23 protein-coding genes and 1 tRNA gene are annotated in these 23,097 nt (G+C 71.2%); 13 read left to right on the top strand and 11 right to left on the bottom strand.

The genetic code is table 11. The annotated features are described in order from the left end of the window. Positions 1–288 precede the first annotated feature (288 nt). Positions 289–1,128, top strand: a complete 840-nt coding sequence (gene ricT / locus ABGB10_RS21590) for a regulatory iron-sulfur-containing complex subunit RicT (protein ID WP_347662688.1) — start codon at positions 289–291, stop codon at positions 1,126–1,128. Between the two features lie 137 nt (positions 1,129–1,265). On the opposite strand, the gene ABGB10_RS21585 is transcribed toward ricT, so the two are convergent. Beyond that, on the bottom strand, positions 1,266–3,020 hold the full coding sequence (locus ABGB10_RS21585; protein ID WP_347662687.1) for a metallophosphoesterase: 1,755 nt from the start codon (positions 3,018–3,020) through the stop codon (positions 1,266–1,268). A gap of 144 nt (positions 3,021–3,164) precedes the next feature. Between ABGB10_RS21585 and ABGB10_RS21580 the strand changes: the two genes are divergently transcribed. The 3 genes from ABGB10_RS21580 (at position 3,165) to ABGB10_RS21570 (ending at position 3,944) form a co-directional block, all read left to right on the top strand. Next, a tRNA-Thr gene (locus tag ABGB10_RS21580) sits at positions 3,165–3,238 on the top strand. Positions 3,239–3,383: 145 nt separating this feature from the next. Next, positions 3,384–3,527 (top strand): hypothetical protein, encoded by a 144-nt coding sequence (locus ABGB10_RS21575; RefSeq protein WP_347662686.1) that lies wholly within the window; start codon positions 3,384–3,386, stop codon positions 3,525–3,527. A gap of 213 nt (positions 3,528–3,740) precedes the next feature. Further along, entirely contained in the window at positions 3,741–3,944 is a 204-nt protein-coding gene (locus ABGB10_RS21570) for a dihydrofolate reductase family protein (RefSeq protein WP_347662685.1), read from the top strand. Between the two features lie 49 nt (positions 3,945–3,993). Here the strand turns inward: ABGB10_RS21570 and ABGB10_RS21565 are convergent, their stop codons facing one another. Then, positions 3,994–4,203: a hypothetical protein gene (locus tag ABGB10_RS21565; protein WP_347662684.1), complete on the bottom strand. Its 210-nt coding sequence runs from the start codon at positions 4,201–4,203 to the stop codon at positions 3,994–3,996. 440 nt (positions 4,204–4,643) lie between these two features. After that, complete coding sequence (locus ABGB10_RS21560; RefSeq protein ID WP_347662683.1) at positions 4,644–5,315, bottom strand: class I SAM-dependent methyltransferase; 672 nt, start codon at positions 5,313–5,315, stop codon at positions 4,644–4,646. Between the two features lie 149 nt (positions 5,316–5,464). Between ABGB10_RS21560 and ABGB10_RS21555 the strand changes: the two genes are divergently transcribed. Next, complete coding sequence (locus ABGB10_RS21555) at positions 5,465–5,872, top strand: VOC family protein (protein WP_347662682.1); 408 nt, start codon at positions 5,465–5,467, stop codon at positions 5,870–5,872. 70 nt (positions 5,873–5,942) lie between these two features. On the opposite strand, the gene ABGB10_RS21550 is transcribed toward ABGB10_RS21555, so the two are convergent. Then, positions 5,943–6,560 (bottom strand): pyridoxamine 5'-phosphate oxidase family protein, encoded by a 618-nt coding sequence (locus ABGB10_RS21550; RefSeq protein WP_347662681.1) that lies wholly within the window; start codon positions 6,558–6,560, stop codon positions 5,943–5,945. A 165-nt stretch (positions 6,561–6,725) separates the two neighbouring features. Here ABGB10_RS21550 and ABGB10_RS21545 point away from each other — a divergent pair, with 165 nt between their 5' ends. From ABGB10_RS21545 to ABGB10_RS21535, 3 genes are read left to right on the top strand one after another with little or no spacing between them, the layout of a single operon-like run. Next, positions 6,726–7,229: a DUF2231 domain-containing protein gene (locus tag ABGB10_RS21545; protein WP_347662680.1), complete on the top strand. Its 504-nt coding sequence runs from the start codon at positions 6,726–6,728 to the stop codon at positions 7,227–7,229. Then, positions 7,229–7,774 carry an Hsp20/alpha crystallin family protein gene (locus ABGB10_RS21540; RefSeq protein WP_347662679.1) on the top strand — a complete coding sequence of 182 codons (546 nt, stop codon included), beginning with the start codon at positions 7,229–7,231 and terminating at the stop codon, positions 7,772–7,774. The genes ABGB10_RS21545 and ABGB10_RS21540 overlap by 1 nt, the downstream gene beginning before the upstream one ends. An 8-nt stretch (positions 7,775–7,782) precedes the next feature. Beyond that, positions 7,783–8,892: a glycosyltransferase family 9 protein gene (locus ABGB10_RS21535; RefSeq protein ID WP_347662678.1), complete on the top strand. Its 1,110-nt coding sequence runs from the start codon at positions 7,783–7,785 to the stop codon at positions 8,890–8,892. 6 nt (positions 8,893–8,898) lie between these two features. On the opposite strand, the gene ABGB10_RS21530 is transcribed toward ABGB10_RS21535, so the two are convergent. Further along, a complete protein-coding gene (locus ABGB10_RS21530) occupies positions 8,899–9,777 on the bottom strand; it encodes a glycosyltransferase family A protein (protein ID WP_347662677.1) in 879 nt (292 codons plus the stop codon). Next, a complete protein-coding gene (rfaE2, locus tag ABGB10_RS21525) occupies positions 9,774–11,603 on the bottom strand; it encodes a D-glycero-beta-D-manno-heptose 1-phosphate adenylyltransferase (RefSeq protein WP_347662675.1) in 1,830 nt (609 codons plus the stop codon). The genes ABGB10_RS21530 and rfaE2 overlap by 4 nt, the downstream gene beginning before the upstream one ends. A gap of 160 nt (positions 11,604–11,763) precedes the next feature. Between rfaE2 and ABGB10_RS21520 the strand changes: the two genes are divergently transcribed. Next, on the top strand, positions 11,764–12,306 hold the full coding sequence (locus tag ABGB10_RS21520) for a type 1 glutamine amidotransferase domain-containing protein (RefSeq protein WP_347662674.1): 543 nt from the start codon (positions 11,764–11,766) through the stop codon (positions 12,304–12,306). A gap of 161 nt (positions 12,307–12,467) precedes the next feature. Further along, positions 12,468–14,144 carry an MDR family MFS transporter gene (locus tag ABGB10_RS21515; protein WP_347662673.1) on the top strand — a complete coding sequence of 559 codons (1,677 nt, stop codon included), beginning with the start codon at positions 12,468–12,470 and terminating at the stop codon, positions 14,142–14,144. A gap of 93 nt (positions 14,145–14,237) precedes the next feature. Here ABGB10_RS21515 and ABGB10_RS21510 read toward each other — a convergent pair whose 3' ends face one another. Further along, complete coding sequence (locus ABGB10_RS21510; protein ID WP_347662672.1) at positions 14,238–14,870, bottom strand: helix-turn-helix domain-containing protein; 633 nt, start codon at positions 14,868–14,870, stop codon at positions 14,238–14,240. A gap of 125 nt (positions 14,871–14,995) precedes the next feature. Between ABGB10_RS21510 and ABGB10_RS21505 the strand changes: the two genes are divergently transcribed. Next, the gene (locus tag ABGB10_RS21505) at positions 14,996–16,030 is read left to right on the top strand and encodes an aldo/keto reductase (RefSeq protein WP_347662671.1); all 1,035 of its coding nucleotides are present in this window, start codon (positions 14,996–14,998) and stop codon (positions 16,028–16,030) included. A 218-nt stretch (positions 16,031–16,248) separates the two neighbouring features. After that, the gene (locus ABGB10_RS21500; protein WP_347662670.1) at positions 16,249–17,949 is read left to right on the top strand and encodes a hypothetical protein; all 1,701 of its coding nucleotides are present in this window, start codon (positions 16,249–16,251) and stop codon (positions 17,947–17,949) included. 45 nt (positions 17,950–17,994) lie between these two features. Here the strand turns inward: ABGB10_RS21500 and ABGB10_RS21495 are convergent, their stop codons facing one another. Continuing rightward, on the bottom strand, positions 17,995–18,486 hold the full coding sequence (locus ABGB10_RS21495) for an NUDIX domain-containing protein (protein ID WP_347662669.1): 492 nt from the start codon (positions 18,484–18,486) through the stop codon (positions 17,995–17,997). Between the two features lie 56 nt (positions 18,487–18,542). Between ABGB10_RS21495 and ABGB10_RS21490 the strand changes: the two genes are divergently transcribed. After that, positions 18,543–20,192, top strand: coding sequence for a fatty acid--CoA ligase (locus ABGB10_RS21490; protein ID WP_347662668.1), 1,650 nt, complete (start codon positions 18,543–18,545; stop codon positions 20,190–20,192). Positions 20,193–20,379: 187 nt separating this feature from the next. Here ABGB10_RS21490 and ABGB10_RS21485 read toward each other — a convergent pair whose 3' ends face one another. From ABGB10_RS21485 to ABGB10_RS21475, 3 genes are read right to left on the bottom strand one after another with little or no spacing between them, the layout of a single operon-like run. After that, positions 20,380–21,390: an NADPH:quinone reductase gene (locus ABGB10_RS21485; RefSeq protein WP_347662667.1), complete on the bottom strand. Its 1,011-nt coding sequence runs from the start codon at positions 21,388–21,390 to the stop codon at positions 20,380–20,382. Between the two features lie 28 nt (positions 21,391–21,418). After that, the gene (locus ABGB10_RS21480; protein ID WP_347662666.1) at positions 21,419–22,072 is read right to left on the bottom strand and encodes an HAD family phosphatase; all 654 of its coding nucleotides are present in this window, start codon (positions 22,070–22,072) and stop codon (positions 21,419–21,421) included. Positions 22,073–22,104: 32 nt separating this feature from the next. Continuing rightward, complete coding sequence (locus ABGB10_RS21475) at positions 22,105–22,932, bottom strand: hypothetical protein (RefSeq protein WP_347662701.1); 828 nt, start codon at positions 22,930–22,932, stop codon at positions 22,105–22,107. Positions 22,933–23,097: the final 165 nt, after the last annotated feature.

Below are 23,097 nucleotides of genomic sequence, written 5' to 3'. Positions count from 1 at the left end.
CCGTGGCCGCCCAGGTCCCAGACAGGCCACGGCGTCGCTCGCGGCGCCAGACCTGAGTCGGCTCCCCGGCGACGCCGTGGTCTTCCCCCTGCACCCCCCGCAGGTATGCCTTCACTCAACGCCGTGGGAGTGCGTCTTGTCTCCTGCCCGGGCCCGGATTCAACCGTCCGGGCGAGGGGCAACGGCACGACGGGCCGCCCGGCAATAGGTCAAGTCGACGGTCATGGATGGAAGTGGGCGTCATCGACCGAGGTGCTCTCCGACACGAAGGCGTCGTAGGGTGGGGGGATGGGCATGCTCTGTGCGGTCAGCTTCAACCGGTACGGGCGCCTCTACTACCTCGACCCCGGTGAGTTGCGCCCGCAGGTGGGTGACAAGGTGCTGGTGCCCACCGACGACGGGCCCGAGGTGGCGGAGTGCGTCTGGGCCGCGCAGTGGGTGACCGAGGAGACCGACGGTTTCCCCCGGTTGCTGGGGCTGGCCGTCGAGGACGACCTGCGCAGGGACGAGGCGCTGCGTCGCCGCAAGGCCGAGGCCAAGGTGGCCGCGAAACGGCTGATCCGCTCGCACAGCCTGCCGATGAAGGTGGTTGCCGTCGACCATGTGCTCGCCTCCGCCGAGGGCGGCGGTGAGCGCAGCACTGTGTACTTCACCGCCCCGCACCGGGTGGACTTCCGCTCCCTGGTCCGCGACCTGGGCGCCACCCTGCACTGCCGAGTCGAGCTGCGTCAGCTCTCCGCCCGCGACTCGGCGCGTGTGCAGGGCGGCATCGGCTCCTGCGGTCGGGACCTGTGCTGCGCGACGTTCCTCACCGACTTCGAACCGGTGACCATCCGGATGGCGAAGGACCAGGACCTGCCGCTCAACCCGCTGCGCATCTCCGGCGCGTGCGGCCGGCTGATGTGCTGCCTGAAGTACGAACATCCGCTGTACCAGCGCTTCCAGGAGACCGCCCCGGCGGTCGGCAGCCGGGTCTCCACCCCCGAGGGCGACGGCCGGGTGGTCGGCCACAGCGTCCCCCGCGACGCGGTGACGGTCCGACTGGACGCCGACGGCTCCCGCTGCTCCTGCTCCCGCGCCTCCGTCTGCGCCCCCCGCCAAGCCCACGACCAGCACTACACCCCCTAACAGCTCCAACCCCCACCCCCGGTCCCACCGGGGCCACCCGCCGTTTACCGCGTTGATCAAGAGGTTTGCGTCAGGAATCGGGCCGAGCATGACGCAAACCGCTTGATCAACTGCGCTCACTGGGTGGGTCCGGGTTGTTAGGGCAGGACTGTGGGGGGTTCGGCTAGGCGGGGGGTCAGGGGGGTTTTCGGGGTCAGCCAGCTTCGGGTGGGGGACTGGTCGGGGTTCACCTGCCAGTCCCGGGCGACCCGGTCCACCCCGACCGGATAGATCGTCAGCGTGCCGTCCGGGTCGATGCGCAGCCGCAGGAACACCTTCGAGTCCTCGATGCCCTGCCCGGCGAAGAGTTCGTTGACGTTCACCCCGAACGAACCCGCCACCAACAGGTACGCGGCCACCAGCTGACTGGCCACCAGGCCGATCACCGGGCCGTAGAGCACCGCCGCGGCGACCGCCGGCAGCGGCCACGGCCAGTCGTAGAACGGCAGCGCCAACCACGCCCAGGTGCCGGCCGCCGCCAGGGCCACATGCGCCACGCCATGACTGACGCCGAGGATGCCGTGCCGTACGTGGCGCTTGCCGCTCGCGCTGGGCGGCTTGGCGAAGAGAATCGCCGCCAGCACCGTCACGAGCACCATCACCACCAGCGGAACGCTGAACAGTCGCTGGTCGGTGCTGTCGGCCCAGTTCGCTGTCGCACCCGCCATGGCCAGCATGAGCAGGGTGTGCAGGGTCCCGAGCAGAGTGGTGAAGCCCGGATTGCGGAACGGTAGCCTCGGGAAGATGCCCCAGCCGTAGCGACGGGAGCGGGCCGCGTCCGGATAGCGGGCCACCAGGTCGTACGGCTGGGTCGAGCTGGCCCGACGAGCCAGGGTGTCCCGCGGCGGCACCTCGATGCGCTCCGGCAGTTTGTGGGTGGGGTAGAGGTACGCGCCGCCACCGCCGCACGTGATCAGCTGCCGGTCCGGCCCCGAGTAGCGGGCGTAGTGATGCAGGTCGCCGGAGAGCAGCAGCCGCACCCGCGCGCCGGTCGGGTCGATGATCGTCCGGATGAAGTAGTCGATCGAGTCGTACGCCGTCGGACTGTCGGCCGCCTTGACCCAGGTCGGCGCCGGCGCTGCGATGATCACCTTCGACTCCGGGCCGAGTCGCCGGGCCACCTCGTCGAAGTAGGCCAACTGCGGGTCGTCCAGGTACGAGCCGGACTGGTCGTCCACACCGAGAAGCCACCAGCCCGCCGGCAACTCCACCGCGAAGTACGACCGGGACTGCCCGGTGCCCCAACCGGCGAAGTTCCGGTCCCGAGAGCGGACGAACAACCGCAGGAACGCGGTCAGGCCGTCGTACCAGTCGTGGTTGCCCGGCACCGCGAACAGCGTGGGCTTCTCGGGCGGCGGCACGGGCAGCGCGGCCTGGTAGGGGCCCTTGCACCGGTCCTCGTACGAGGCGTAGGCCGCCGACGGGTACACCTGGTCGCCACCCATCACCAGGGTCTGCGCCCGGGGCAGCCGGTGCCCGTCCACCGTCAGCTCGGGCTGCGCCAGCAGGTACGCCACCGAGTAGGTCGCGTTGAAGCCGTCGCCCAGGTCGGCCACGTAGTCCAGCCACAGCCCGCCGTCCGGCCCGACCTGGCGGAAGACGCCGTCGTCGAACGCGTTCTGCAACTCGCGCTTGTCCAGGTACGCACCGAAGAGCACCGCCAGCAGCGTACGGATGCCGGTGCTGATCAGCAGGAACGGCGCCAGCCACGGCACCGGCTTGCGGGGCGTGAAGCCCAGCTCAAGTGGGTCGGTGCTGCTCGGCCGATGGGCGGCGCATTCACCGGCCGGGGGGCGGTCGGGGCGTTCGTACGCCTCGTCCTGGCGGTCGGGATCGTCGCGTTCGTCGCTCACCCGCCGCAGCGTAGTCCCGCACCCGATCATCCGCTGTCCGGTAAACGGCTAGATGGCGGCCGATGTCCGGTTGTTGATGGCGGTGCGGGGAGGGGTATCCCGTTCGGTCGGAGGCGATAGGGTGCCGTACACTTGCTGATCGTTGCCGCCTTAGCTCAGTCGGCTAGAGCGACGCACTCGTAATGCGTAGGTCGACGGTTCGATTCCGTCAGGCGGCTCGGCACGGAAGCCCAGGTCATTGGCCTGGGCTTCGCCGTTTCCGAGGTCGATCACGCCATCCGGCCCTCGGCGTGGCCTGACCGATGATTCTTCCGCGCCGTGCTGGTCTGTACGCCGAGTGCCAACTCACGGGAGGCTGACACGATGCGGAGACTGACCTTCGGTATGAACGTGAGCCTGGACGGCTACATCGCCGCACGCGGAGACGACCTCGGCTGGGGTGTGCCGAGCGACGAGCTGTTCCAGTGGTGGTCCGACCGGGTGGCGGCGACAGGCACGGCGCTGTAGGGCGCAAACTGTGGGAGGCGATGAGCTCCCACTGGCCGACCGCCGACCAGCGGCCGGGTGCCACACCGGCGGAGATCGAGTTCGCCGGCCGCTGGCGGGACATGCCGAAGGTGGTGTTCTCCTCGACGACCCGCACGGTCGACTGGAACGCCCGCCTGGTGACCGGCGACGCGCTCACCGAGATCACCCGGCTCACTGCCGGGGGGCGGTCCCATGGATGTCGCCGGTGCCACCGTCGCCGGGGTGGCCATGCGGGACGGACTGATCGACGAGTACGCGGTCGTCACCCATCCGGTCCTGCTGGGTGGCGGCAGGCCGTTCTTCGCGGCCCTGGACAACTGGGTGAACCTGACCCTGGTGGAGACCCGGACGTTCCCTGACGGCGTGGTCCTGACCAGGTACGAGACCAGGCGCTGAACACCCAACCTCGGATCGGTCAGGGCTTCCGGCCGGTCTGCGGATCGCGTCAAGCCACGTCCTCGGCATTGCGTCGACCACGAGTAGACGTGTGCCACACGTGCCAGCCCATGAGCGCGCCGATCACCGTGAAGAGTGCTGCGGCCGGCCACATTTCGGCGTCCTGCGACGCCGCACCCACGCCCGCCACCACGGCGTTGATCCACACGACGACGAGGAGGACGACCCGCGCGGCATGCCACCTGACGTACGCCTTCACGACCCAGTACAGGGCAACGAACGGGATCGCGATCGTGGCCCCGACAAGCCACAGGCAGCCCGCTCCGCCCGGATTGGTCCGGGCAGGGCGGGGGCGATTGACGCGGTGGTCATTGACCCAGTGGCCGCGTCGCCAGTGCCTACGACGCCGATATGTCGTCATGGGGCTCCCCGCCAGGCACTGGCCACCGCTCCCTCCCGAGCCGACTACCGAAGTCCACCGCCATGTCACGAAGCCATGGAAGGGGCCCCCGGTGCACCGGGGGCCCCAGCGGTGTTTCCTCAAGTGTCAGCAAGAGAACCCAGAGGGAGAACCTTCAGGCACCGCACTGGCAGGTTACCTACCAAGATCCAGTTCGGTAGTCGTCCGATCGGATACCTCCAGTTCCTTCGTCGACCGCGCCCACGTGCCGAGCCGGGGCGGCACCGCGCCCGCCCGGATCAGGGCTCGCGTCGACCGAAGACGATTCCTCCGAGCTTGCTCTCGGGCGAGGTGAGAGTCGTCTGCGACTCGACCCGGAAACCGCTCGTACGTAACCAGGCTGCCATCTGAGCGGGCTGGCGACGATGCACGTTGACCTTCATCGGGTGCCCGCCGTAGCCCTGGGTCTTGAGGGTTGTCTCGTCGCCCACGTGGAAGCCGAGCAGCAGCGGACCACCGGGACGCACCACCCGCCGGAAGTGCGCGAACACCGTGCCGAGCTGGTCGTCGGGGATGTGGATGAGTGAGTACCAGGCGATCAGGCCGGCAACCGAACCGTCGGCCAGGTCGAGGTCGGTCATCGAGCCGACCTCGAACCTCAGGCCGGGGTGATCACGGCGGGCGACCCCGATCATCCCGGGTGAGAGGTCGATCCCGAAGGCGTCGACGCCGAGCGTGTGCAGGTAGGCGGTGATGCGTCCCGTCCCGCAGCCCACGTCCGCGACCGACCCACCCCCGGCTGCGACGACGAGTTCGGCGAACAACGCCAGAGCCGCGCGTTCGTAGGGTGCTTCCGCCAGGAGGTCGCGTACCAGATGTGCGTAACTGACAGCGACCGTGTCGTAGGAGGTGCGGGTGTCCGACAGCCAGTCGTCGACGCTCATGTCTGGCATTTCCCGATCAACTCGCATGCGCGGGCTCCTTCATGCCGTGCTGGTGTCGCACAGCATGAAGGAGCGGTACTGCCGGCTGCCACGGCTTATCGTGGGCTCGGCAGGCCGCTGTCGAGTGTGGCGCGTCCTGCGCCAGCGACCGGTCCACATCTCGGAGGCTTCCACTAATGACCTTCACGCCGGTGATCGTCAGTCTGCCCGTCGCCGACCGGGCGGCCTCGTACCGCTTCTACCGGGACGGCCTCGGTCTCCACGCGGTGGGCGAGTTGGCCGACGACGGCATTCCGGAGCCGTTGCAGTTCGTGGTCAACGACGGGCTGCGGCTGATGCTCGTCCCGACCGGGGGCTTCGGCTGGGTCATCGGTCGGCACGAGGTCGCTCCGCGGGGGCAGAGTGAGTGCCTGCTCAACCTCGGTGTCACCGCACCGGCCGACGCGGACGCGATCGTCGAGCGGGCGCGCGCCGCCGGCGCCGAGGTGGTCACCGAGCCGACCGCACAACCCTGGGGGTACGCGGGCGTCTTCGCCGACCCGGACGGTCACCTGTGGATGGTGTCCGCCGATTCGGGGTCCTGAAAAGCGTCGGTGGTGGTGGGTACGGTCCGGCGGTGACCGTGACCACTGACGCCCTTGGCGCCTTGCCCACTCAGACGTAGATCCTCTTGGCGTACTCCGGGCCGTAGTGCCGTTCCAGGTCCTCCAGGCTCTCCGTCGGCGCCTCGACCTCCTTGATCAGGCGTGCCCGGGACGGCAGCAGGTCGGGCTGCCAGGTGTCCGGCTTCCACAACGCGGACCGCAGGAACGCCTTCGCGCAGTGGTAGAAGATCTGCTCGATCTCCACCACCACGGCGAGCACCGGCCGGTGCCCCTTGACCACCATGTCGTCGAACCACGGCGCGTCGCTGACCAGACGGGCCCGCCCGTTGATCCGCAGCGTGTCGGTCCGCCCGGGGATCATGAAGAGCAGCCCGACGTGTGGGTTGTCGATGATGTTGTGGTAGCCGTCGGCCCGCTTGTTGCCCGGCCGCTCGGGCAGTGCGATGGTGGTGTCGTCCAGCACCAGGGCGAAGCCCGCCGGGTCGCCCTTGGGGGAGACGTCGCAGCTGCCGTCCGCGCCGGCCGTGGCCACCAGGCAGAACGGCGAGGCGGCGAGCCATTCGCGGTCCCGCTCGTGCAGGCGGACGCGCTCCTTGTCGGCGGCCCGTGCGTTCGGCGCGCCGAGCAGGTCGCGCAGCTCCTCGTGTGAAGTGATCTCCACCGTCACGTTGATCCTCCCTCAGGCGTTGACCCGTTGGCGGGCACCACCACTCGTCAGCCTAGGCCGCCGTGACCAGGGCGAGGTTTGTGCTCGGTTGTCGGGGGTACGGCCTCACCCGACACGCCCGCCGCACGCACCGTCCGCAGCACGCCGACCAGTGGAGGCCGGGAGATGGAGAGCCGACTCAAGGTGCTGGGTCACCCAGTCCATCCGATGCTGGTCATGTTCCCGGTCGCGCTGCTGGTCACCGCGGTGCTGTTCGACCTGGTGGACACGGTCGGCGGTCCCGACTTCCTCGCCGAGGTCGCGTACTGGAACATCACCGTCGGTCTGATCGGCGGCCTGCTCGCCGCGGTGGCCGGCTCGTTCGACCTGCTGGCGATCCCGACCGGCACCCGCGCCAAGCGGGTGGGTCTGCTGCACGCGGCCGCCAACGTCGCGGTGATCCTGCTCTTCGCGGCCGTCTGGGCGGTCCGGCTCAACGCGGACTCGCGCGCCGCCGGCGGCGCGCTGATCGCCATCGAGCTGGTCGCGGTGGCGATCCTCGGCATCAGCGCCTGGCTCGGCGGCGAGCTGGTCGACCGGCTCGGTGTGGGCGTCGACCGGGATGCCGGCCTGGACGCGCCCAGCTCACTGCGGCCCACCACGGCCGCCCGGCGGACCGGAGAGGTGTGATGAGCGAGCAGCAGAGCGGCGGTTTCGGCCGGGGGTGGCGGGGCCGCCAGCAGGGCTGGGACCCGATGGGCGAGTTGCAGTCGTTGCGCGCCGAGTTGAGCCGCCTGGTCGGTGGTCGCGCCGGCGGGTCCGACGTCGACCTGACCGAGACCTCGGACGGCTGGGAGGTCGTCGTCCGGCTGCCCGGGGTGGCGCCGGAGGAGGTGGCGGTCGAGCTGGACGACCGGGAGCTGTGCGTGCGGGCCCGTTCCGAGGCGGAGGTCAACGCCGATCAGGGCATCCCGGGCGGCTTCGAGACCCGTGGCTTCGAGTACCGGATCGACCTGCCGTCCCGGGTCGACCCGGAGGGTATCGACGCGGTCATGGATCACGGGCTGCTCCGGGTCCGGGTGCCCCGGGCGACCCGGCCCGCGCCGCGCACCATCACCGTCGGCCGCACCGGGCCGCGCTCCGGTGCCTCCACTGGTACGCCGATGCCGGCCGATCCCGCCGCGGACCGGGAGTTGCACCGCCCGGACACCGTCGGCGAGATCGACCGGCAGTAGCGGGCTGCGTGGTCACCCCGTCCGTGCTCGGCCCGACCGTCGAGCGCCTTCCCGACGTGCGGCGGATCGCCGTGCTGCGCGCCAACGCGCTCGGCGACTTCGTGTTCGTCCTGCCGGCGCTGGACGCGTTGCGTGCCGCGTACCCCTCGGCGGAGATCGTGCTGCTCGGCGCGCCGTGGCACGCGAAGCTCTGGCGCGACCGGCCGGGCCCGGTGGACCGGGTCCTGGTGGTGCCGCCGGCACCCGGCATCCGTACGCCGGACCCGGGTGAACCGGAGTCGTCGATGGACGACTTCGTCGCCGCTGCCTCCGGTGCGGGTTTCGACCTGGCGGTGCAGATCCACGGTGGCGGCGCCAACTCGAACCCGCTGATGAGTCGTCTGGGCGCCCGGGTGACAGTCGGCCTACGCGCCGACGACGCGCCGCCGTTGGACCGGTGGCTCCGTTACGTCTACTACCAGCACGAGGTGATCCGCTACCTGGAGGTGGTGGCGTTGGTGGGGGCACCCGCCACCACCATCACTCCGACGCTGACGGTGACCGACGCCGACCGGGCCGAAGCGGCCCGGGTGCTCGGTCCGGCGAACCGACCCCGGGTGGCGCTGCACCCTGGAGCCAGCGACACCCGTCGCCGCTGGCCCGCCGAGCGCTTCGCCGAGGTGGCCCGCGAGCTGCACGGCGACGGCTACGAGGTGCTGGTCACCGGCACGCCCTCCGAGCAGGACGTGGTGGACCAGGTCGTCGCGGCGGCCGGGGTCCCGGTCCGGCCGCAGGTGGGGACGCTCAGCCTCGGCGGGTTACTGGGCTGCTACGCCGACTGCGCGTTGGTCGTCTCCAACGACACCGGCCCGCTGCATGTGGCCGCCGCGGTGGGCACGTCCACGGTGGGCATCTTCTGGGTCGGCAACCTGATCAACACGGCGAATCCGTTGCGTGGCCGGCACCGGCCGATCTGTTCCTGGACGGTGCACTGCCCGGTCTGCGGGGTGGACTGCACACCGGGCATCTACCCGCACCGCCCCGGCGACGGCGAGTGCCCACACCGGGACTCGTTCGTGGCGGACGTGCCGGTGGTCGAGGTCCTCGAAGCGGCCCGGGAACTGCTCACCACGCGGTGACGGTGATCAGGCTGGTTGGGGGGTGTCCTCCTCGGCGAGGACCACCTCCCACGCCTCGACGTCCCGGTCGGTGACCGTGGTCGGAGACTCCAGGTGGTACGCGCCGCTGGGCAGGATGCCAGCCCCGCCGTACCGGGCCAGCACCGCGAGCTGCGCGGCCACGTCCTCACCCTGGTGTTTCTCCTGCACTCGACGCCAGAAGTCGAAGCCGCCGACGTCGACGAGCTTGGCCCGGTCGTAGAGCACACACCCGCCGATCCAGGAGACCTTGTACGCCCGCCACGCGCCCGGCGGCAGCGCCAACTTCTCGGTGATGTGCAGCAGGTTGGCCGCCGAGTGGATCCGGGCGCGATTCCACTGCGGCGTGTCCGGGCGGATCCGCTCCGGCGTCGGGGGGCCGATCCACTCCTCGTAGTGCCCGTGCGACTCCGGCCGCACGTCGTCGGCGTACGAGAGCCCGTGCACGCCGTTGCCGACGAACCCGCAGCCCAGCTCGCCGATCGCCGTGACCAGCCGGTGTATCGCCCCCGGTTCCAGCCAGATGTCGTCGTCGAGGTTGAGGACGTACCGGGCGGTCGAGGCGGCGAGCAGGTACGCCCGGTGTTCGGCCAACCCCCGGCGCGGCAGTCGACGGGTCAGCAGCACCGGGTGACCCCGGTGGCGCAGCGCCCGGACCACGGTGGCCGCGGCGGGGTGCGCGTACGCCGGCTCCCCGTCGGACTGGTCGCTGACCACCACCCCGAAGCCGGGTACCCCGTCCTGGGCGGCGAGCCCGGCCAGGGTGACCGCCAGTTCGGCGGGCCGGTTCCGGGTCGGAATCAGCACGTCGAGCAGCCGGTCGGCCCGGAACTCCCCCGGGGCGCCGAGGTCGAGGGGGCGGTTCACGACGCCTGGGTGCGGGTGCTCAGCGACGGGTCGGGCGTGCGATCCGAGGCGTACGACGACGGCTCCTGGCTGTGTGACCGGATCCGTTCGATGATCGCGGAGGTGGAGCGGTCCGGCACGTACCCGAGGGTGCGCACCTGGCCGCCCAGCCGGCGCACCAGCGGGGCTTCCGGGACCAGTTCCGGCGGGTAGTCGCCGCCCTTGACGTAGACGTCGGGCCGGACCGCCTCGATCAGCGCGGTGGGCGAGTCCTCCTCGAAGACCACGACGTGGTCCACACAGGCCAGCGCGGCGAGCAGGGCACCCCGATCCTCGACCGGGTTGACCGGACGGTCGGGGCCCTTCAACCGTCGTACGCTGCCGTCCGAGTTGACCGCCACGATGAGCAGGTCGCCCAGCGCGCGGGCCTGTTGCAGGTAGCGCACGTGCCCGCGGTGCAGCACGTCGAAGCAGCCGTTGGTGAACACCACCGACCGTCCCGCCTCGCGGTACTCGGCGACGATCGCGTCCAACTCGTCGGTGCCGACCAACGCGGTACGGTCCGTGGTTACGGTCGGGTGGTCCAGCGCGGTGAGCAGGTCCTCCCGCCGGCACACGCAGGTGCCGGTGTCGGAGACGGTGATGGTGGCCGCCAACTGGGCGAGTTGGGCGGCGGTGGGCAGCGGCGCGTCGGCGGCCAGGGCCAACGTCATCGCCGCCAGGTACGCGTCCCCGGCGCCCACGGCGTGACTCGCCGGGACCGGGGTGCTGTGGCTGCGTCGCGGCGCCCCGTCGGCGCCGCCGACCACCGCGCCCTCGGTGTCCAGGGTCACCGCGACCACGTCCGCGCCGGTGTGCGCGCGCAGCTCGGCCAGGCGCGACTCGGCCAGTACCGCCCGGTCGACGCCCTCCCCGGCCTGGGTGTTCACGGTGACGCCGGTGCCGGTGACGCTGAGCCCGTCGCCGGTGAGGGCCACCCGGCCCTCGCCTCGGACGGGCTCACCGACCGGCCCGGGGCGGTCGGTGGCGCTGTCGGCGACGTCGTCGGCGCGCACCGCGCCCGGTGCCGCGCCCGCGGTCATCTCGGAGGGACCGTCGGCCGGGTCGTGGTCCGGGTGTTCCAGGTGCAGGTCGCTCCCGCCAGCCGGTCGGGTCGTACCGCTGGCGCGGGCCAGCAGGCGGGTCGCCTCGGCGAAGCTGGGAGTGACGACGGTCGGCGCGAGCCCCCGCCAGTCGGCCAGGTCGTGGGCGTCCAGCGCCACCGTGGCGTACCGCTCGCGTTGCTCGACCAGCCACGCGCGGACCGGCGCGGGCAGCGCACCCAGGCCGTAGTCGCAGACCACCAGGGTCGGCGCCTCCCCACCGGCGGCGGCGCGCAGTTCCTCGGTGGCGCAGTCCAGCGCGGTGAGCAGCCGGCTCACCCCCTCCGGATCGAGTGCGTCGTCCGGGTCGCCGGAGTCCTCGCGCAGCAGGATCTGGTTGCCGGCCAGCATCCGCCGCTTGACCGGGGTGGGCCGTCCTGGCTGGTTGACCGTGCGGTCCCAGACGCCGGCGCGGTCCAGACAGTCGTGCAGTTCGTCGCCGGCCACGTCGGCGCCGACCGGTGCCACCAGCACCGCCCGGCCGCCGAGGGCGGCGACGTTGACCGCGGTGTTCGCGGCACCACCGGCTGCGGAGATCCGTCTGCGCAGGGTCAGGACCGGAGCGGGTGCCTCCCGGCAGAGCCGATCGGAGTCGGCGAACCGCCATTCGTCCAACATGGCGTCACCGACGATCAGGACTGGGCGTCCGAGCCAGCTCTCCACGACGGTGGCGAGCCGGCGCTGTTCCGCTGCTGCTCCTGCCATGCCTCCCCGGGTCCCCACCGCCCTCCTGGCCAAACCTGCGCGCCGGTGGGTTCCCCCGCTGGTCGTGCGCCTTTCGGTGGTTCGTCACCGGCCGGGTCTGTTTCGGGCGTTCCGGGCGGGGAAGGGGATTGAGGTACCCCCGGAAAGGAGATGTACCGACATGACAACGGCATTGCACGGCAAGCGGATCGCCTTCCTGGCCACCGACGGCGTCGAGGAGGTCGAGTACGTCCAGCCGCGCGAGGCGGTCGAGAACGCCGGCGCGACGGTCGAGCTGGTCTCGCTGAAGCCCGGCACCATCCAGTCCTTCAACCATCTGGACCAGTCCAAGACGTACGACGTGGACGTGACCGCGGACAAGGCGGACGCCGCCGGCTACGACGCGCTGGTGCTGCCCGGTGGGGTGGCCAATCCGGACTTCCTGCGGGGCGACCCGGACGCGGTGCGGTTCGTGAAGGCGTTCTTCGACGCGGGCAAGCCCGTCGGGGTGATCTGCCACGGTCCGTGGACGCTCATCGAGGCGGACGTGGTGCGTGGTCGCCGGATCACGTCCTGGCCCACCCTGCGTACCGACCTGACCAACGCGGGCGCGACCTGGGTGGACGAGGAGTGCGTCACCGACGGCAACCTCACCAGCAGCCGCAACCCCGACGACCTCCCCGCCTTCTGCCAGAAGATCACCCAAACCTTCGCAACCGCCTAACCTCACCCCACCCCACCCCCGCCCCCACCCACGCTTTGTTGATCAAGAGGTTTCCGTCAGGAACGCGGTGTTTCCTGACGGAAACCTCTTGATCAACAGGGTTGGTGGGGTTTTTCTCGGGGGCGGCGGCATGTTCTTGGGCTGTCGGGATAGAAGGGCACATGACCACCGAAGCCCCTGACGTGCCGGTGCTGAACCGTCAGCAGATCCGACTGCTCATGCTCGGTCTGATGACCGGCATGCTGTTGGCCGCGCTCGACCAGACAATCGTCGGCACGGCCCTGCCGACCATCGTGGGCGAGTTGGGCGGGATCAACCACTACTCGTGGGTGGTCACCGCGTACCTGCTCGCCTCGACCGCGTCGACGCCGCTGTACGGCAAGATGGCCGACCTGTACGGGCGCAGACCGGTCTTCCTCTTCTCGATCGGCACGTTCCTGGTCGGGTCGTTGCTGGCCGGGCTGTCCCAGAACATGACCCAGCTGATCGTCACCCGGGGCATCCAGGGTCTCGGCGCCGGTGGTCTGCTGACGCTCGCGTTCACCATCATCTCGGACGTGGTGTCCGCCCGGGAGCGCGGTCGCTACCAGGGTCTGTTCGGTGCCGTCTTCGGGATCTCGTCGGTGGCCGGGCCGCTGGTCGGTGGTTACTTCGCGGAGACCGACTGGCGGTGGATCTTCTACATCAACGTGCCGCTGGCGATCCTGGCCATCGTGGTCTGCTACCACGTGATGCGGTTGATCCCGTTCGAACGCCGGGACCACTCGATCGACTGGCTCGGCGCCGGCCTGCTGGTCGCCGGGGTGAGTTCACTGCTGCTCGCGCTGAGCTGGGGTGGCAACGAGTACGCCTGGGGCTCCGGCGTGATCATCGGGTTGTTCGTCGTCGGTGCGGTGCTGGGGGTGCTCTTCGTCATCCAGGAGGCCCGGGTGGCCGAGCCGATCCTGCCGCTGCGGCTGTTCCGCAGCGCCACCTTCGCGCTGGCCAACTCGGCGCTGCTCATCATCGGTCTGGTGATGTTCGGCTCGATCATCTTCATCCCGCTCTACCTGCAGATCGTCAAGGGCGCCTCGCCGACCCGAAGCGGTCTGCTGATGCTGCCGATGATGGCCGGCATCATCATCACCTCGATCCTGACCGGCCGCGCGATGACCCGGATCGGCCGGTACAAGTGGTTCCCGGTGGCCGGTTCGGTGACCCTCCTGGTCGGCATGTTCCTGTTCACCCGACTGGAGGTGAGCACCTCGCTCTGGGTGGCCTTCGGGTTCATGGTGGTGATCGGCATCGGGCTGGGTCTGTGCATGCAGTCGCTGATCCTGGCGGTGCAGAACGCGGTCTCCGTACGCGACCTGGGGGCCGGTACCTCCTCGGCGACGTTCTTCCGGTCGCTGGGCGGTTCGTTCGGGGTGGCGATCCTCGGCACGGTGCTCTCGTCCCGGCTGACCGGCGGGCTCGCGGACCGATTGCCCGCCGCGATCGCCCAGCTCCCGCCAGAGGAGCAGGCCGCCGTGGCGGCGAGTGGTGGTTCCAACATCTCGATCAACGACCCGGCCACCATCCTGGCCCTGCCGGGGCCGGTGCGCGCGGCCATCCAGGGAGCCTTCGTCGACGCGTTGGACATGGTCTTCCTGACCGCCGGCCTGATCGCGATCCTGGCGGTGGTGGTCACCCTGACGCTGCCCAACGCGCAACTGCGGGGCGCGGGCCCGCAGGGCGCGACCGGCGGCGCCGACCCGCTCGGCGGTAAGGCTCCGGCCGCGGGCGGCAAGCCGCTGACCCGCGAATCCAAGGAGGAGGCCGCCGCCGACATGGAGGCCAAGTCCCAGACGATGATCTGAGTACGGCCGGGTTGATCGACTCGTGGTCAGCGAAGTCGGGGTGTCCGAGTGCCAGGGATGCCCCGACTTTCGTGAACCAGAGTCGACCAAGGGTCAGGCGGGACGGCGGTAGACGCCGTACCACCAGGTCGCGGCCAACTCCCGGGCGGCCGCCGCGTCGGTGTCGGGGTCGGCCGTGGTCGTGCTGACGTGGTCGGCCAGGAAGCGGTCGCCGCCGACGACGATCAGCCGGCTGGCGGCCCTCACGTCCAGGTCGGCGGGCGCACGCCCGGCCTCCTGCTCGATCCGGAGCGCGTCCACGGTGCGCGCCACGAACCGTTCCAGCCCCGCTGCCCAGTACTCCCGGACCACCTCGTCGTACGCGGCGACCTCGCTGACTGCGGCCAGGACCGGGGCGTAGGTCCGGTAGATCCGGATCACGTCGGCGAAGACCTCGGTCAGGCGTGCCAGCGGGTCACCGGGTCCACCCGGATCCCAGCCGCCGGTGCGCTCGAAGGAGCTCTCCCGCATGGTGCCGGCGAGGCGCATGAGTAGTTCGCTCTTGTCCCGGAAGTGGGTGTAGAAGGTCGACCGCGCCACACCGGCCTCGGCGGCGATCCGCTGCACCCCGAGGTCGGTGAAACGGGTCCCCTCCCGCAGAAGACGCTCGGTGGCCGCCAGCACCCGCGCCTCGACGGCGGCCCGGCCGTCGGGGTTGCGCGGGCGGCGGCGGGTGATCGAGGGCATAGCCGGAATCCTAGGTGGCCGGCGGTCGGGTCGGCGACGTACGCTCGTTGTCGGACACAGTGTCCGACATAGTGACCACGGGGTGCCTGACCTCGGCCTCCGACCCACCACGAGGAGCAACACACGTGAAGTACCGGCTGTTGGGCAACACCGGGGTGTACGTCTCGGAGATCTCGCTCGGCGCGATGACCTTCGGTGGCAGTGGGCACCCACTCTGGGGAACCCTCGGCGGGCTGGCGCTGCCCGAGGCGCAGCGGATGGTCGACACGGCGCTGGACGCGGGCGTCAACTTCGTCGACACCGCTGACGGCTACGGCGACGGCGAGAGTGAGGAACTGCTCGGTCAGGCGCTCGGCAAGCGGCGTCGCGACGTGGTGCTGGCCACCAAGGTGCACTCCCGGACCGGCCCCGGGCCGAACGACGTGGGCACCTCCCGGTTGCACATCATGCAGAACCTGGAGGACAGCCTGCGCCGGCTGGGCACCGATCACATCGACCTGTACCAGATCCACAACTTCGACCAGGTCACTCCGATGGAGGAGATGCTGCGGGCGCTGGACGACGCGGTCCGGCAGGGCAAGGTCCGCTACATCGGCGCCGCCAACTTCGCCGCCTGGCAGATGTCCAAGGCGCTGGGCATCTCCGCTCGGGAGAAGTTGGCCGGCTTCGTCTCCGTGCAGGAGTACTACTCCCTGCTGGGTCGGGACGTGGAGCGCGACGTGGTGCCGATGGCGCTCGACGCGAATGTCGGGCTGACCGTGTGGAGCCCGCTCGCCGGTGGTTTCCTCTCCGGCAAGGTCGGCCGGGACGGCACCGTCGCCGACAGCGGCGCACGCAGCGCGCAGCCCGGTTACACCAGCTTCACGCCGTTCGACCCGGAGCACGCCTTCGGAGTGGTCGACGTGCTCAAGGGCGTCGCCGAGCGGCACGACGTCAGCCCGGCCCGGGTGGCGGTCGCCTGGCTGCTGTCCCGGCCGGCCGTGACCAGCGTGATCGTCGGTGCGCGCAAGGTGGACCAGTTGGTGGACAACATCGCCGCCTCGGACCTCACCCTGACCGAGCAGGATCTCACCGAGCTGGACGAGGCCACCAAGCTGCCCGTCGCGTACCCGAACTGGATCCAGGAAGGATTCTTCGCCGGGCTCCGGCTGCCCCAGTGACCCTCCGCGTGGAGCCGGCATTCACGCTCTCATCCGGGCGCGTACGGACCACGGTCCATCCCGTGTGGATCATGTAACGAAATCACGGCTCCTGACGTCCTTTACGGGGAACCGCCGAAAGGCGGTTCCCCGGCCGGGTCGCACGGGGCGTACCGGCCGGTGCCGCACGCGACCGGCCCGCCGGCCGCGCGCGGTCTCCTACCACTCGGGGGACGTGCATGCCTCAACACCTCGGACGCCGACTGCTCGGTGCCGGTCTCGCGCTGCTCACCGCGGCCGGATCGGCCGCGACGATGCCGGTCGCACCCGCCGCCGCCGCGGCCGCCGGCCGGGCCGACCTACGGCTCGACCTGACCACGGTCAGCTCCTCAGCCCTGATCCGACCGGACCGGACGGTGGTGGTCGTACGGGCCGCTGTCGACAACATCGGCACGGCGGGCGTGGAAGATGTCCGGATTTCCTTCAAGCTGCCCGCCGGCAGCTCCATCGTCGGCGATCCATCCTGGCAGTGCGACTACACCACGTTCGAATGCGTCCACATCCACGGCCCGGTGCCGGCGGGCGGTTCGGCCGAGCCGCTGCAGATCTACCTCGGCCTGCCGGCCGGCCCGGCCGGGACGGTCGCCACCATCGAGGCGACGGCCTCGACCAGCGCCCGCGAGGTGAGCAGGACCAACAACACCGACCAGGTCCGGACGACCTACGCGCTCGCCGCGGAGCTGAATCTGCTGCCCGGCCCGGACACCGGGGTGTGGCCCGAGACGGACGTGCCGGTCGAGGGCGGCCCGCTCCAGCCGATGTTCACGGTCAGGAACATCGGGACGGCCACCGCGCAGAACCTCCGGCTGGTCGTCGACCGGCCGGCCGGCGTCACGCTCGACGGCGAGCCGTCCGGCGGCGACGGCTGGACCTGCGACCTGGCGTCGACGCCGCTGGTCTGCACCGCCGGTCCGCTGGCCCCGGACGCCACCACCTCCATCACCATCCCGATGCGGGCCGCGGGCGGCGCCGACGACACGCGTTTCGGCGTGCACGGCCGGGTCACCACGTCCAGCCCGGAGTGGCTGACCGACTCGGGCAACGAGACGGACGTGCTGTACCGCTACGCCGGGGCCGGCCCGGTGGACCCCACCGACATCGCGGTCACCAACGTGGTGCTCCTCGACGACCAGGTGGTCGCGGGCGAAACCGCGCAGGTCGGGGTGGTGGTGGAGAACCTGTCCGACCAGCCGGCCGAGGACGTCCGGGTCCGCCTGATGCTCGCCCCCACGGTGCGGCCGACGGCCGGCGGTGGCGCTGGCAACCCGGACTGGACCTGCGAGCCGGGGCAGGACGCCGAGACCGGCGTCTGGTACTGGGAGTGCCGTCGCGACGCCGTGTACCGGTGGGAGTACCACTATCTCCCGCTCGACGTCACGGCCGGCGCCGGTACGCCCGCCGGTCAGCTGACCCTGACCGCCGGGGTGACCTCGGCCAATCCGGACGTCAACCAGGCCAACAACACCCGTTCCGCGACGACCAGCTACCTGCCCCAGGGCAACGTTCGCGGCACCGCCTGGTACGACGAGGACCGCGACGGCCAGCGGGACGCCGGTGAGCCGCTGATCGGCTACGACCCGCCGGTGAACATGCTGACGTTCATCCCGGAGGGCGGGTCCCCGATCGGCGCACCCACGTCCGGCGTGTCGATCTACGGCAGCTACGACCGCGCGCTGCCGCCGGGGCGGTACGTCGTCCGGGCCGGGCTGACCTACGGCTGGCTGCCCACCACCCCGGACGTCGGGGACGACGCCACCGACTCGGACGTCACGCTGGTGCCGGAATCGCCGTACAACGCCCCCTACGCCGACAGCGCGGTGGTCGAGGTGGTGGACGGTGGCGTGGTGACGATCGACATCGGTGTGGTGCCGACGGAGTGATCCGGGCGGGTCGGGCCCCGGAGTCAGTCGACTCCGGGGCCCGACCTACTTCAGGATCAGCCGGTTCGTCTGCTCGAAGACGTCGAGGTCGGCCAGGGTCTCCAGGACCGAGGTGGAGAGCGGGGCGGGGAACCGGTCCCGGGGGAAGAAGCCGGCGTCGGTGGTCTCGTCGGTGACCCGGGCCAGCTGCCCGTCCCACTCCTCCACCTTGAACGCCGTCGTGAAGACCTGGTACGTGTGCCCGTACATGTTGGTGCTGGTCCGGTCCGGCCCGGTGTAGAGGGCGAACGCGCAGACCCGCAACGCGCGCAGCCCGGTCTCCTCGCGGACCTCGCGGACCGCGCAGTCGGCGATCGACTCGCCCAGCTCCATCGCGCCGGCCGGCATGGCCCACTGGCCGTTGTCGGAGCGCTGGATCAGCAGGATCCGCCCGGCGTTGTCGCTGACCACGGCACGTGCGCCGACGAACATCAGCGTCCGGTCCCCGGCGATCGCGCGCAACTGCCCTACGTATGAGTCGGCCCAGGAGATGCTCACCTGCGACAACTTACGGGGGTTCCCAACGTGTGACCGGCGACACTAGCTTGTTACCCATGCGTAGCACGATGATGGACGCCCCTCTGCAGGTCTCCCGGATCCTCGACCACGGCGCAGGAGTGCACGGCACGGCCGAGGTGGTGACCTGGACCGGCGCCGAGCCCCGCCGGATGACGTACGCCGAGGTGGGCCGCTCCGCCGCTCGGCTGGCACACGCGCTGCGCGACGAGTGCGGGGTGACCGGCGACGAGCGGGTCGCCACCTTCATGTGGAACAACAACGAGCACCTGGTCGCCTACTTCGCGGTGCCGAGCATGGGTGCGGTGCTGCACACGCTCAACATCCGGCTCTTCCCCGACCAGGTCGTCTACATCGCCAACCACGCCGAGGACCGGGTGGTGCTGGTCGACACCACGCTCATCCCGCTGCTGGCCCGGGTGATCGGCGAGCTGAGCACGGTGCGGCACGTGGTGGTGGTCGGCGGTGGCGACCCGGCGCCGCTGGTGGCGGCAGCCGGCGACCGCATCACCGTGCACCACTGGGACGCGCTGCTCGCCGACCGCCCCGAGGTGTACGACTGGCCCGAGGTGGACGAGCGTGACGCCGCGGCCCTCTGCTACACCTCGGGCACCACCGGAAACCCGAAGGGCGTGGCCTACTCGCACCGGTCGATCTACCTGCACTCGTTGCAGGTCTGCATGCCGGAGGGATTCGGTCTCGGGCCGACCGACCGGGAGTTGGCCATCGTGCCGATGTTCCACGCCATGTCGTGGGGTCTGCCGTACGCGGCCTTCCTCTCCGGCGCGTCGCTGATCATGCCGGACCGGTTCCTCCAGGCCGCGCCGATCGCCGAGATGATCGCCGCGGAGCGGCCCACCCTGGCCGGCGCGGTGCCGACCATCTGGACCGATCTGCTGGCCTACCTGGACAGCCACGACGTGGACACCTCCTCGCTCACCGAGGTGATCGTCGGCGGCTCGGCCTGCCCACCGGCGTTGATGCACGCGTTCGACGAGCGGCACGGGGTCGAGGTCATCCACGCCTGGGGGATGACCGAGATGTCCCCGCTTGGGTCGGTCGCCCGCCCGCCGGCCGGGGCGACCGGCGAGGAGGCGTGGCGCTACCGCTACACCCAGGGGCGGGTGCCGGCGGGTGTGCAGGCGCGGATCGTCGGCCCGTCGGCCGAGCCGTTGCCCGCCGACGGCAGGGCCGTGGGCGAGCTGGAGGTCCGTGGGCCGTGGGTGACCGCCCGGTACGTCGGTGACGACGCCCCGGACGAGGAGAAGTTCCGCGACGGCTGGCTGCGTACCGGCGACGTGGGCACCCTCTCGCCGGACGGCTACATCACGCTGACCGACCGCGCCAAGGACGTGATCAAGTCCGGCGGTGAGTGGATTTCCTCGGTGGAGCTGGAGAATGCGCTGATGGGCCACCCGGCGGTGCTGGAGGCGTGTGTGGTGGGTGTGCCGGACGAGCGGTGGGACGAGCGGCCGCTGGCCACCGTGGTGGTCCGGGAGGGCGCCTCGGTGACCGCCGAGGAGCTGCGGGACTTCCTGGCCGCCTCGGTGGCGCGCTGGCAGTTGCCCGAGCGCTGGGCGTTCATCGACGCGGTGCCGAAGACCAGCGTGGGCAAGTTCGACAAGAAGGTCGTCCGTTCGCAGTACGCCGAGGGCGAGCTGACTGTCCGGGAGCTGACAGCCCCGTAACGTTTTCCCAGGCACTGTCGCCTGTTGGGGCAGGGGCAACTCCTGAAGATCCCTCCCCAGGGGGCGGCCCCGGCGTTCGCACCGCGCCGGGGCCGCCCGTTCCACGCGGATGACCCGCACCGTCATTGTTGCGAAACTTCTTCGCTTCTGTCCTGATGACGGCGAAATCGGGTGGTGCGCGACCCGATCAGGCGTCGCTGGTGGTCACCAGCACCTTGCCCACCGTGGAGTCCTCCACCGCCTGGTGCGCCGCGGACGTCTCAGCCAGCGGATAGTAGTGCAGAGGCAGGCCAGCCTCCGCGCCGACCCGCAGCACGCCCTGGCTGGCCGCCGCCGCCACGTCCTTGACACCCTGCGCCTTGGCCGCCTTCGGTTCGGTGTAGACCAGCACGAACTGCCAGCGGGCATTCGGCGCCATCATCGCCCGGATCGGGATGCTCACCTCACCCCCGCCGTTGTCCGCGTACACGCAGACCGCGCCGCCGTGCCGCAGCACCTGCACGTCCACCGCCGCGTTCTGGGCCGGGGCGACCTCCACGATCGTGTGGACCCCGTCGGGGGTGATCCGGTGGACCTCCTCGACCACGTCCTGCTCCCGGTAGTTGACCACGTGGGAGGCGCCGGCCGCCGCCGCGAGCTGTGCCTTCTCCGCACTGCTCACCGTCGCGATGACCGTGGCGTCGGCCCAGCGGGCGAGCTGGATCGCGGCGTTGCCGACCGCGCCCGCGCCGCCCTGCACCAGCACGGTGTGGTCCGCCAGCGCACCCGCGCGCAACGTGTCAGGCATGAACTCGCCGGCGGTCAGACACCGGTGCGCGGTGAGGAACGGGATGCCCAGGGCGGCCCCCAGCTCGAACGGGGCGGCGCCGAGGCGTACCGCCTGCCGGACCGGCACCAGCGTGTACTCCGCCGACGTGCCCCACGGCCGCTGCCAGGCCGCCTCCCAGATCCAGACGCGCTCACCGATCAGATCGGGATCGACCCCCTCGCCGACGGCCTCCACCACCCCCGCGCCGTCCTGCCCGGGAATCTGCCACCGGTCCGGCGCGGAGCTGCGGCGGGACTTCCAGTCCGTCGGATTGACCCCCGAGACCGCCATCCGCACCAGAACCTCGCCCGCAGCCGGCTCCGGCACCGGCCGGTCGACCAACTCCAGCACCGAAGGGTCGCCGGTGCGCTCGTACACGATGGCCTTCATTCGTGGTCTCTACCCCTCCCGGCCCGGGTCAACCCAGGTCGTCCACCAGCTCCGGGGTCAGCTCACCGATCGCGCTCAGCGTCGCCGTGGCCAGCCGGGCGGCGTCCGGGTCGAGAGGGTACGAACCGTGTGGCACCGCCACCACCCGCATGCCCGCCGCGGCGGCGGAGCGAACCCCGTTGGACGAGTCCTCCACGGCCACGCAGCGGCCCGGGTCGACGCCGAGGCGTCCCGCGACGCTCAGGTACACGTCCGGCGCGGGCTTGCCCCGCTCGGTCTGCTCGGTGGAGAGGGTCGCGCCGAACGCGTCGGTCAGGCCGGTGGCGGCCAGCGCCGCCTCGATCAGCCGGGTCGGTGACGAGCTTGCCAACCCCAGCGGCCAGCGCGCGGCGAGCCGGCGGACGACCTGGTCGGCGCCGTCGATGAGGGGTACGTGGTCCCGGTAGCGCCGGGTCATCTCCTCGACGACCTCGGCGGCGACCTGCTCGGCCGTGCGGCCGACACCCAACTCGCCGCTGAGATAGTGGGCCCACTCGCCGGTGCTCATCCCCATCAGGCGGCGTTGCGTGTCCGGCTGCCAGGTCCCGCCGTGCGCTGCCACGTACGCCCGGCGGACCTCCTCCCACACCGGCTCGGAATCCACGATCACGCCGTCCAGGTCGAAGACCACCGCATCCGTCACGGCACCATCCTGCCCGACCGGTGGGCGCCCGGTCAGCCGGGCAGCGCGGGCAGGCCGAGCGGGCTGCCCTCGGGGAGCAGTGTGTGGCTGGACCTGGCGATCGGCTCCAACAGCTCCCGGAGCCGATCCGTGTCGTCGGGGCCGAGCGCCTGCCACGGGTGCGCGGCGGCCCGGTCGGTGGCGTCCTCGACGGCCTGGAACTCGGCCCGGGCGTGCTCGGTGGCCGCGCCGTCCCCGGTCAGCCAGTGCCGCTGTGTGAGCCGCTCGCGGGCGGCCTTCCACTGCTCCTCGGACCAGCCCCGGCCCAGCAGGTACTGCGGCGGCGAACCATCCAGCGCGACCCGCCCGGCCAGCGTCTCGACCGGGTCCAGCCCGGCGGCCACCAGCGCCGCCACGTGCCCGTCGCCGCGGTGCTCGCGCAGCGTCGTGGCGGCCTGCCAGAGCCGGGCCAGCGGGTATTCCCCGACCGGCAGCGCCGCGTTGGCCGCGCCGAGCACGCGGCCGGCGGTCTGCACCGCCGAGGCGGCCCGTTCCAGCAGATTGGCAGCCTCCGCCAGGTGCGACTCCGGCAGCTCGTAGGTCAGCTCCGCGAGCGCCTGCACCGCGCCGGTCAGGCGGGCGCGGAGCGCCTCCTGCGGGGTGGCCAACCGCCACACCGCCGGCAGCGCCCGGGCCACCATCGGCGGCGCGAAGTTGAAGAAGGCGGCGACCACCGGGGCCGCCTCGGTGGCGCCCAGCGGCGCGGCCCGGCCGGCGAAGTAACCCCGCCAGTAGCCGCGTAGTCCGACCGCCTCGTACGCGGCGCGGGCCCGGGGATGGAGGTAGGTGACGGCGTGCACCGGCTCGAAGTACGCCCACATCAGGCGGGCCGTCCGTCCGGCCTCGTCCAGCGCCGTCACATGCACCTCCGCGTCCTGGTTACGGATCTCACCCCGGGCGGCGAACCGCCCGGGGTGACGACGAACCTACTGCCGCTGGGTGACGGGCCGGAAGCCCCATGTGAACAACTCCATCGCGATCCGTGG

This window comes from Micromonospora sp. B9E7, from assembly GCF_039871815.1.
GTDB lineage: Bacteria > Actinomycetota > Actinomycetes > Mycobacteriales > Micromonosporaceae > Micromonospora.
Note: the sequence above shows the minus strand (reverse complement) of the source record. Positions and strands in the feature narration are given on the sequence as shown.

What these genes read in the sequence shown, in the direction of transcription:
- ricT (WP_347662688.1), top strand. Translation starts at nt 289, where the DNA reads ATGGGCATGCTCTGTGCGGTCAGCTTCAACCGGTACGGGCGCCTCTAC.
- ABGB10_RS21575 (WP_347662686.1), top strand. Translation starts at nt 3,384, where the DNA reads ATGCGGAGACTGACCTTCGGTATGAACGTGAGCCTGGACGGCTACATC.
- ABGB10_RS21570 (WP_347662685.1), top strand. Translation starts at nt 3,741, where the DNA reads ATGGATGTCGCCGGTGCCACCGTCGCCGGGGTGGCCATGCGGGACGGA.
- ABGB10_RS21560 (WP_347662683.1), bottom strand. Translation starts at nt 5,315, where the DNA reads ATGCGAGTTGATCGGGAAATGCCAGACATGAGCGTCGACGACTGGCTG.
- ABGB10_RS21555 (WP_347662682.1), top strand. Translation starts at nt 5,465, where the DNA reads ATGACCTTCACGCCGGTGATCGTCAGTCTGCCCGTCGCCGACCGGGCG.
- ABGB10_RS21545 (WP_347662680.1), top strand. Translation starts at nt 6,726, where the DNA reads ATGGAGAGCCGACTCAAGGTGCTGGGTCACCCAGTCCATCCGATGCTG.
- ABGB10_RS21540 (WP_347662679.1), top strand. Translation starts at nt 7,229, where the DNA reads ATGAGCGAGCAGCAGAGCGGCGGTTTCGGCCGGGGGTGGCGGGGCCGC.
- rfaE2 (WP_347662675.1), bottom strand. Translation starts at nt 11,603, where the DNA reads ATGGCAGGAGCAGCAGCGGAACAGCGCCGGCTCGCCACCGTCGTGGAG.
- ABGB10_RS21520 (WP_347662674.1), top strand. Translation starts at nt 11,764, where the DNA reads ATGACAACGGCATTGCACGGCAAGCGGATCGCCTTCCTGGCCACCGAC.
- ABGB10_RS21515 (WP_347662673.1), top strand. Translation starts at nt 12,468, where the DNA reads ATGACCACCGAAGCCCCTGACGTGCCGGTGCTGAACCGTCAGCAGATC.
- ABGB10_RS21510 (WP_347662672.1), bottom strand. Translation starts at nt 14,870, where the DNA reads ATGCCCTCGATCACCCGCCGCCGCCCGCGCAACCCCGACGGCCGGGCC.
- ABGB10_RS21500 (WP_347662670.1), top strand. Translation starts at nt 16,249, where the DNA reads ATGCCTCAACACCTCGGACGCCGACTGCTCGGTGCCGGTCTCGCGCTG.
- ABGB10_RS21490 (WP_347662668.1), top strand. Translation starts at nt 18,543, where the DNA reads ATGCGTAGCACGATGATGGACGCCCCTCTGCAGGTCTCCCGGATCCTC.
- ABGB10_RS21485 (WP_347662667.1), bottom strand. Translation starts at nt 21,390, where the DNA reads ATGAAGGCCATCGTGTACGAGCGCACCGGCGACCCTTCGGTGCTGGAG.
- ABGB10_RS21475 (WP_347662701.1), bottom strand. Translation starts at nt 22,932, where the DNA reads ATGTGGGCGTACTTCGAGCCGGTGCACGCCGTCACCTACCTCCATCCC.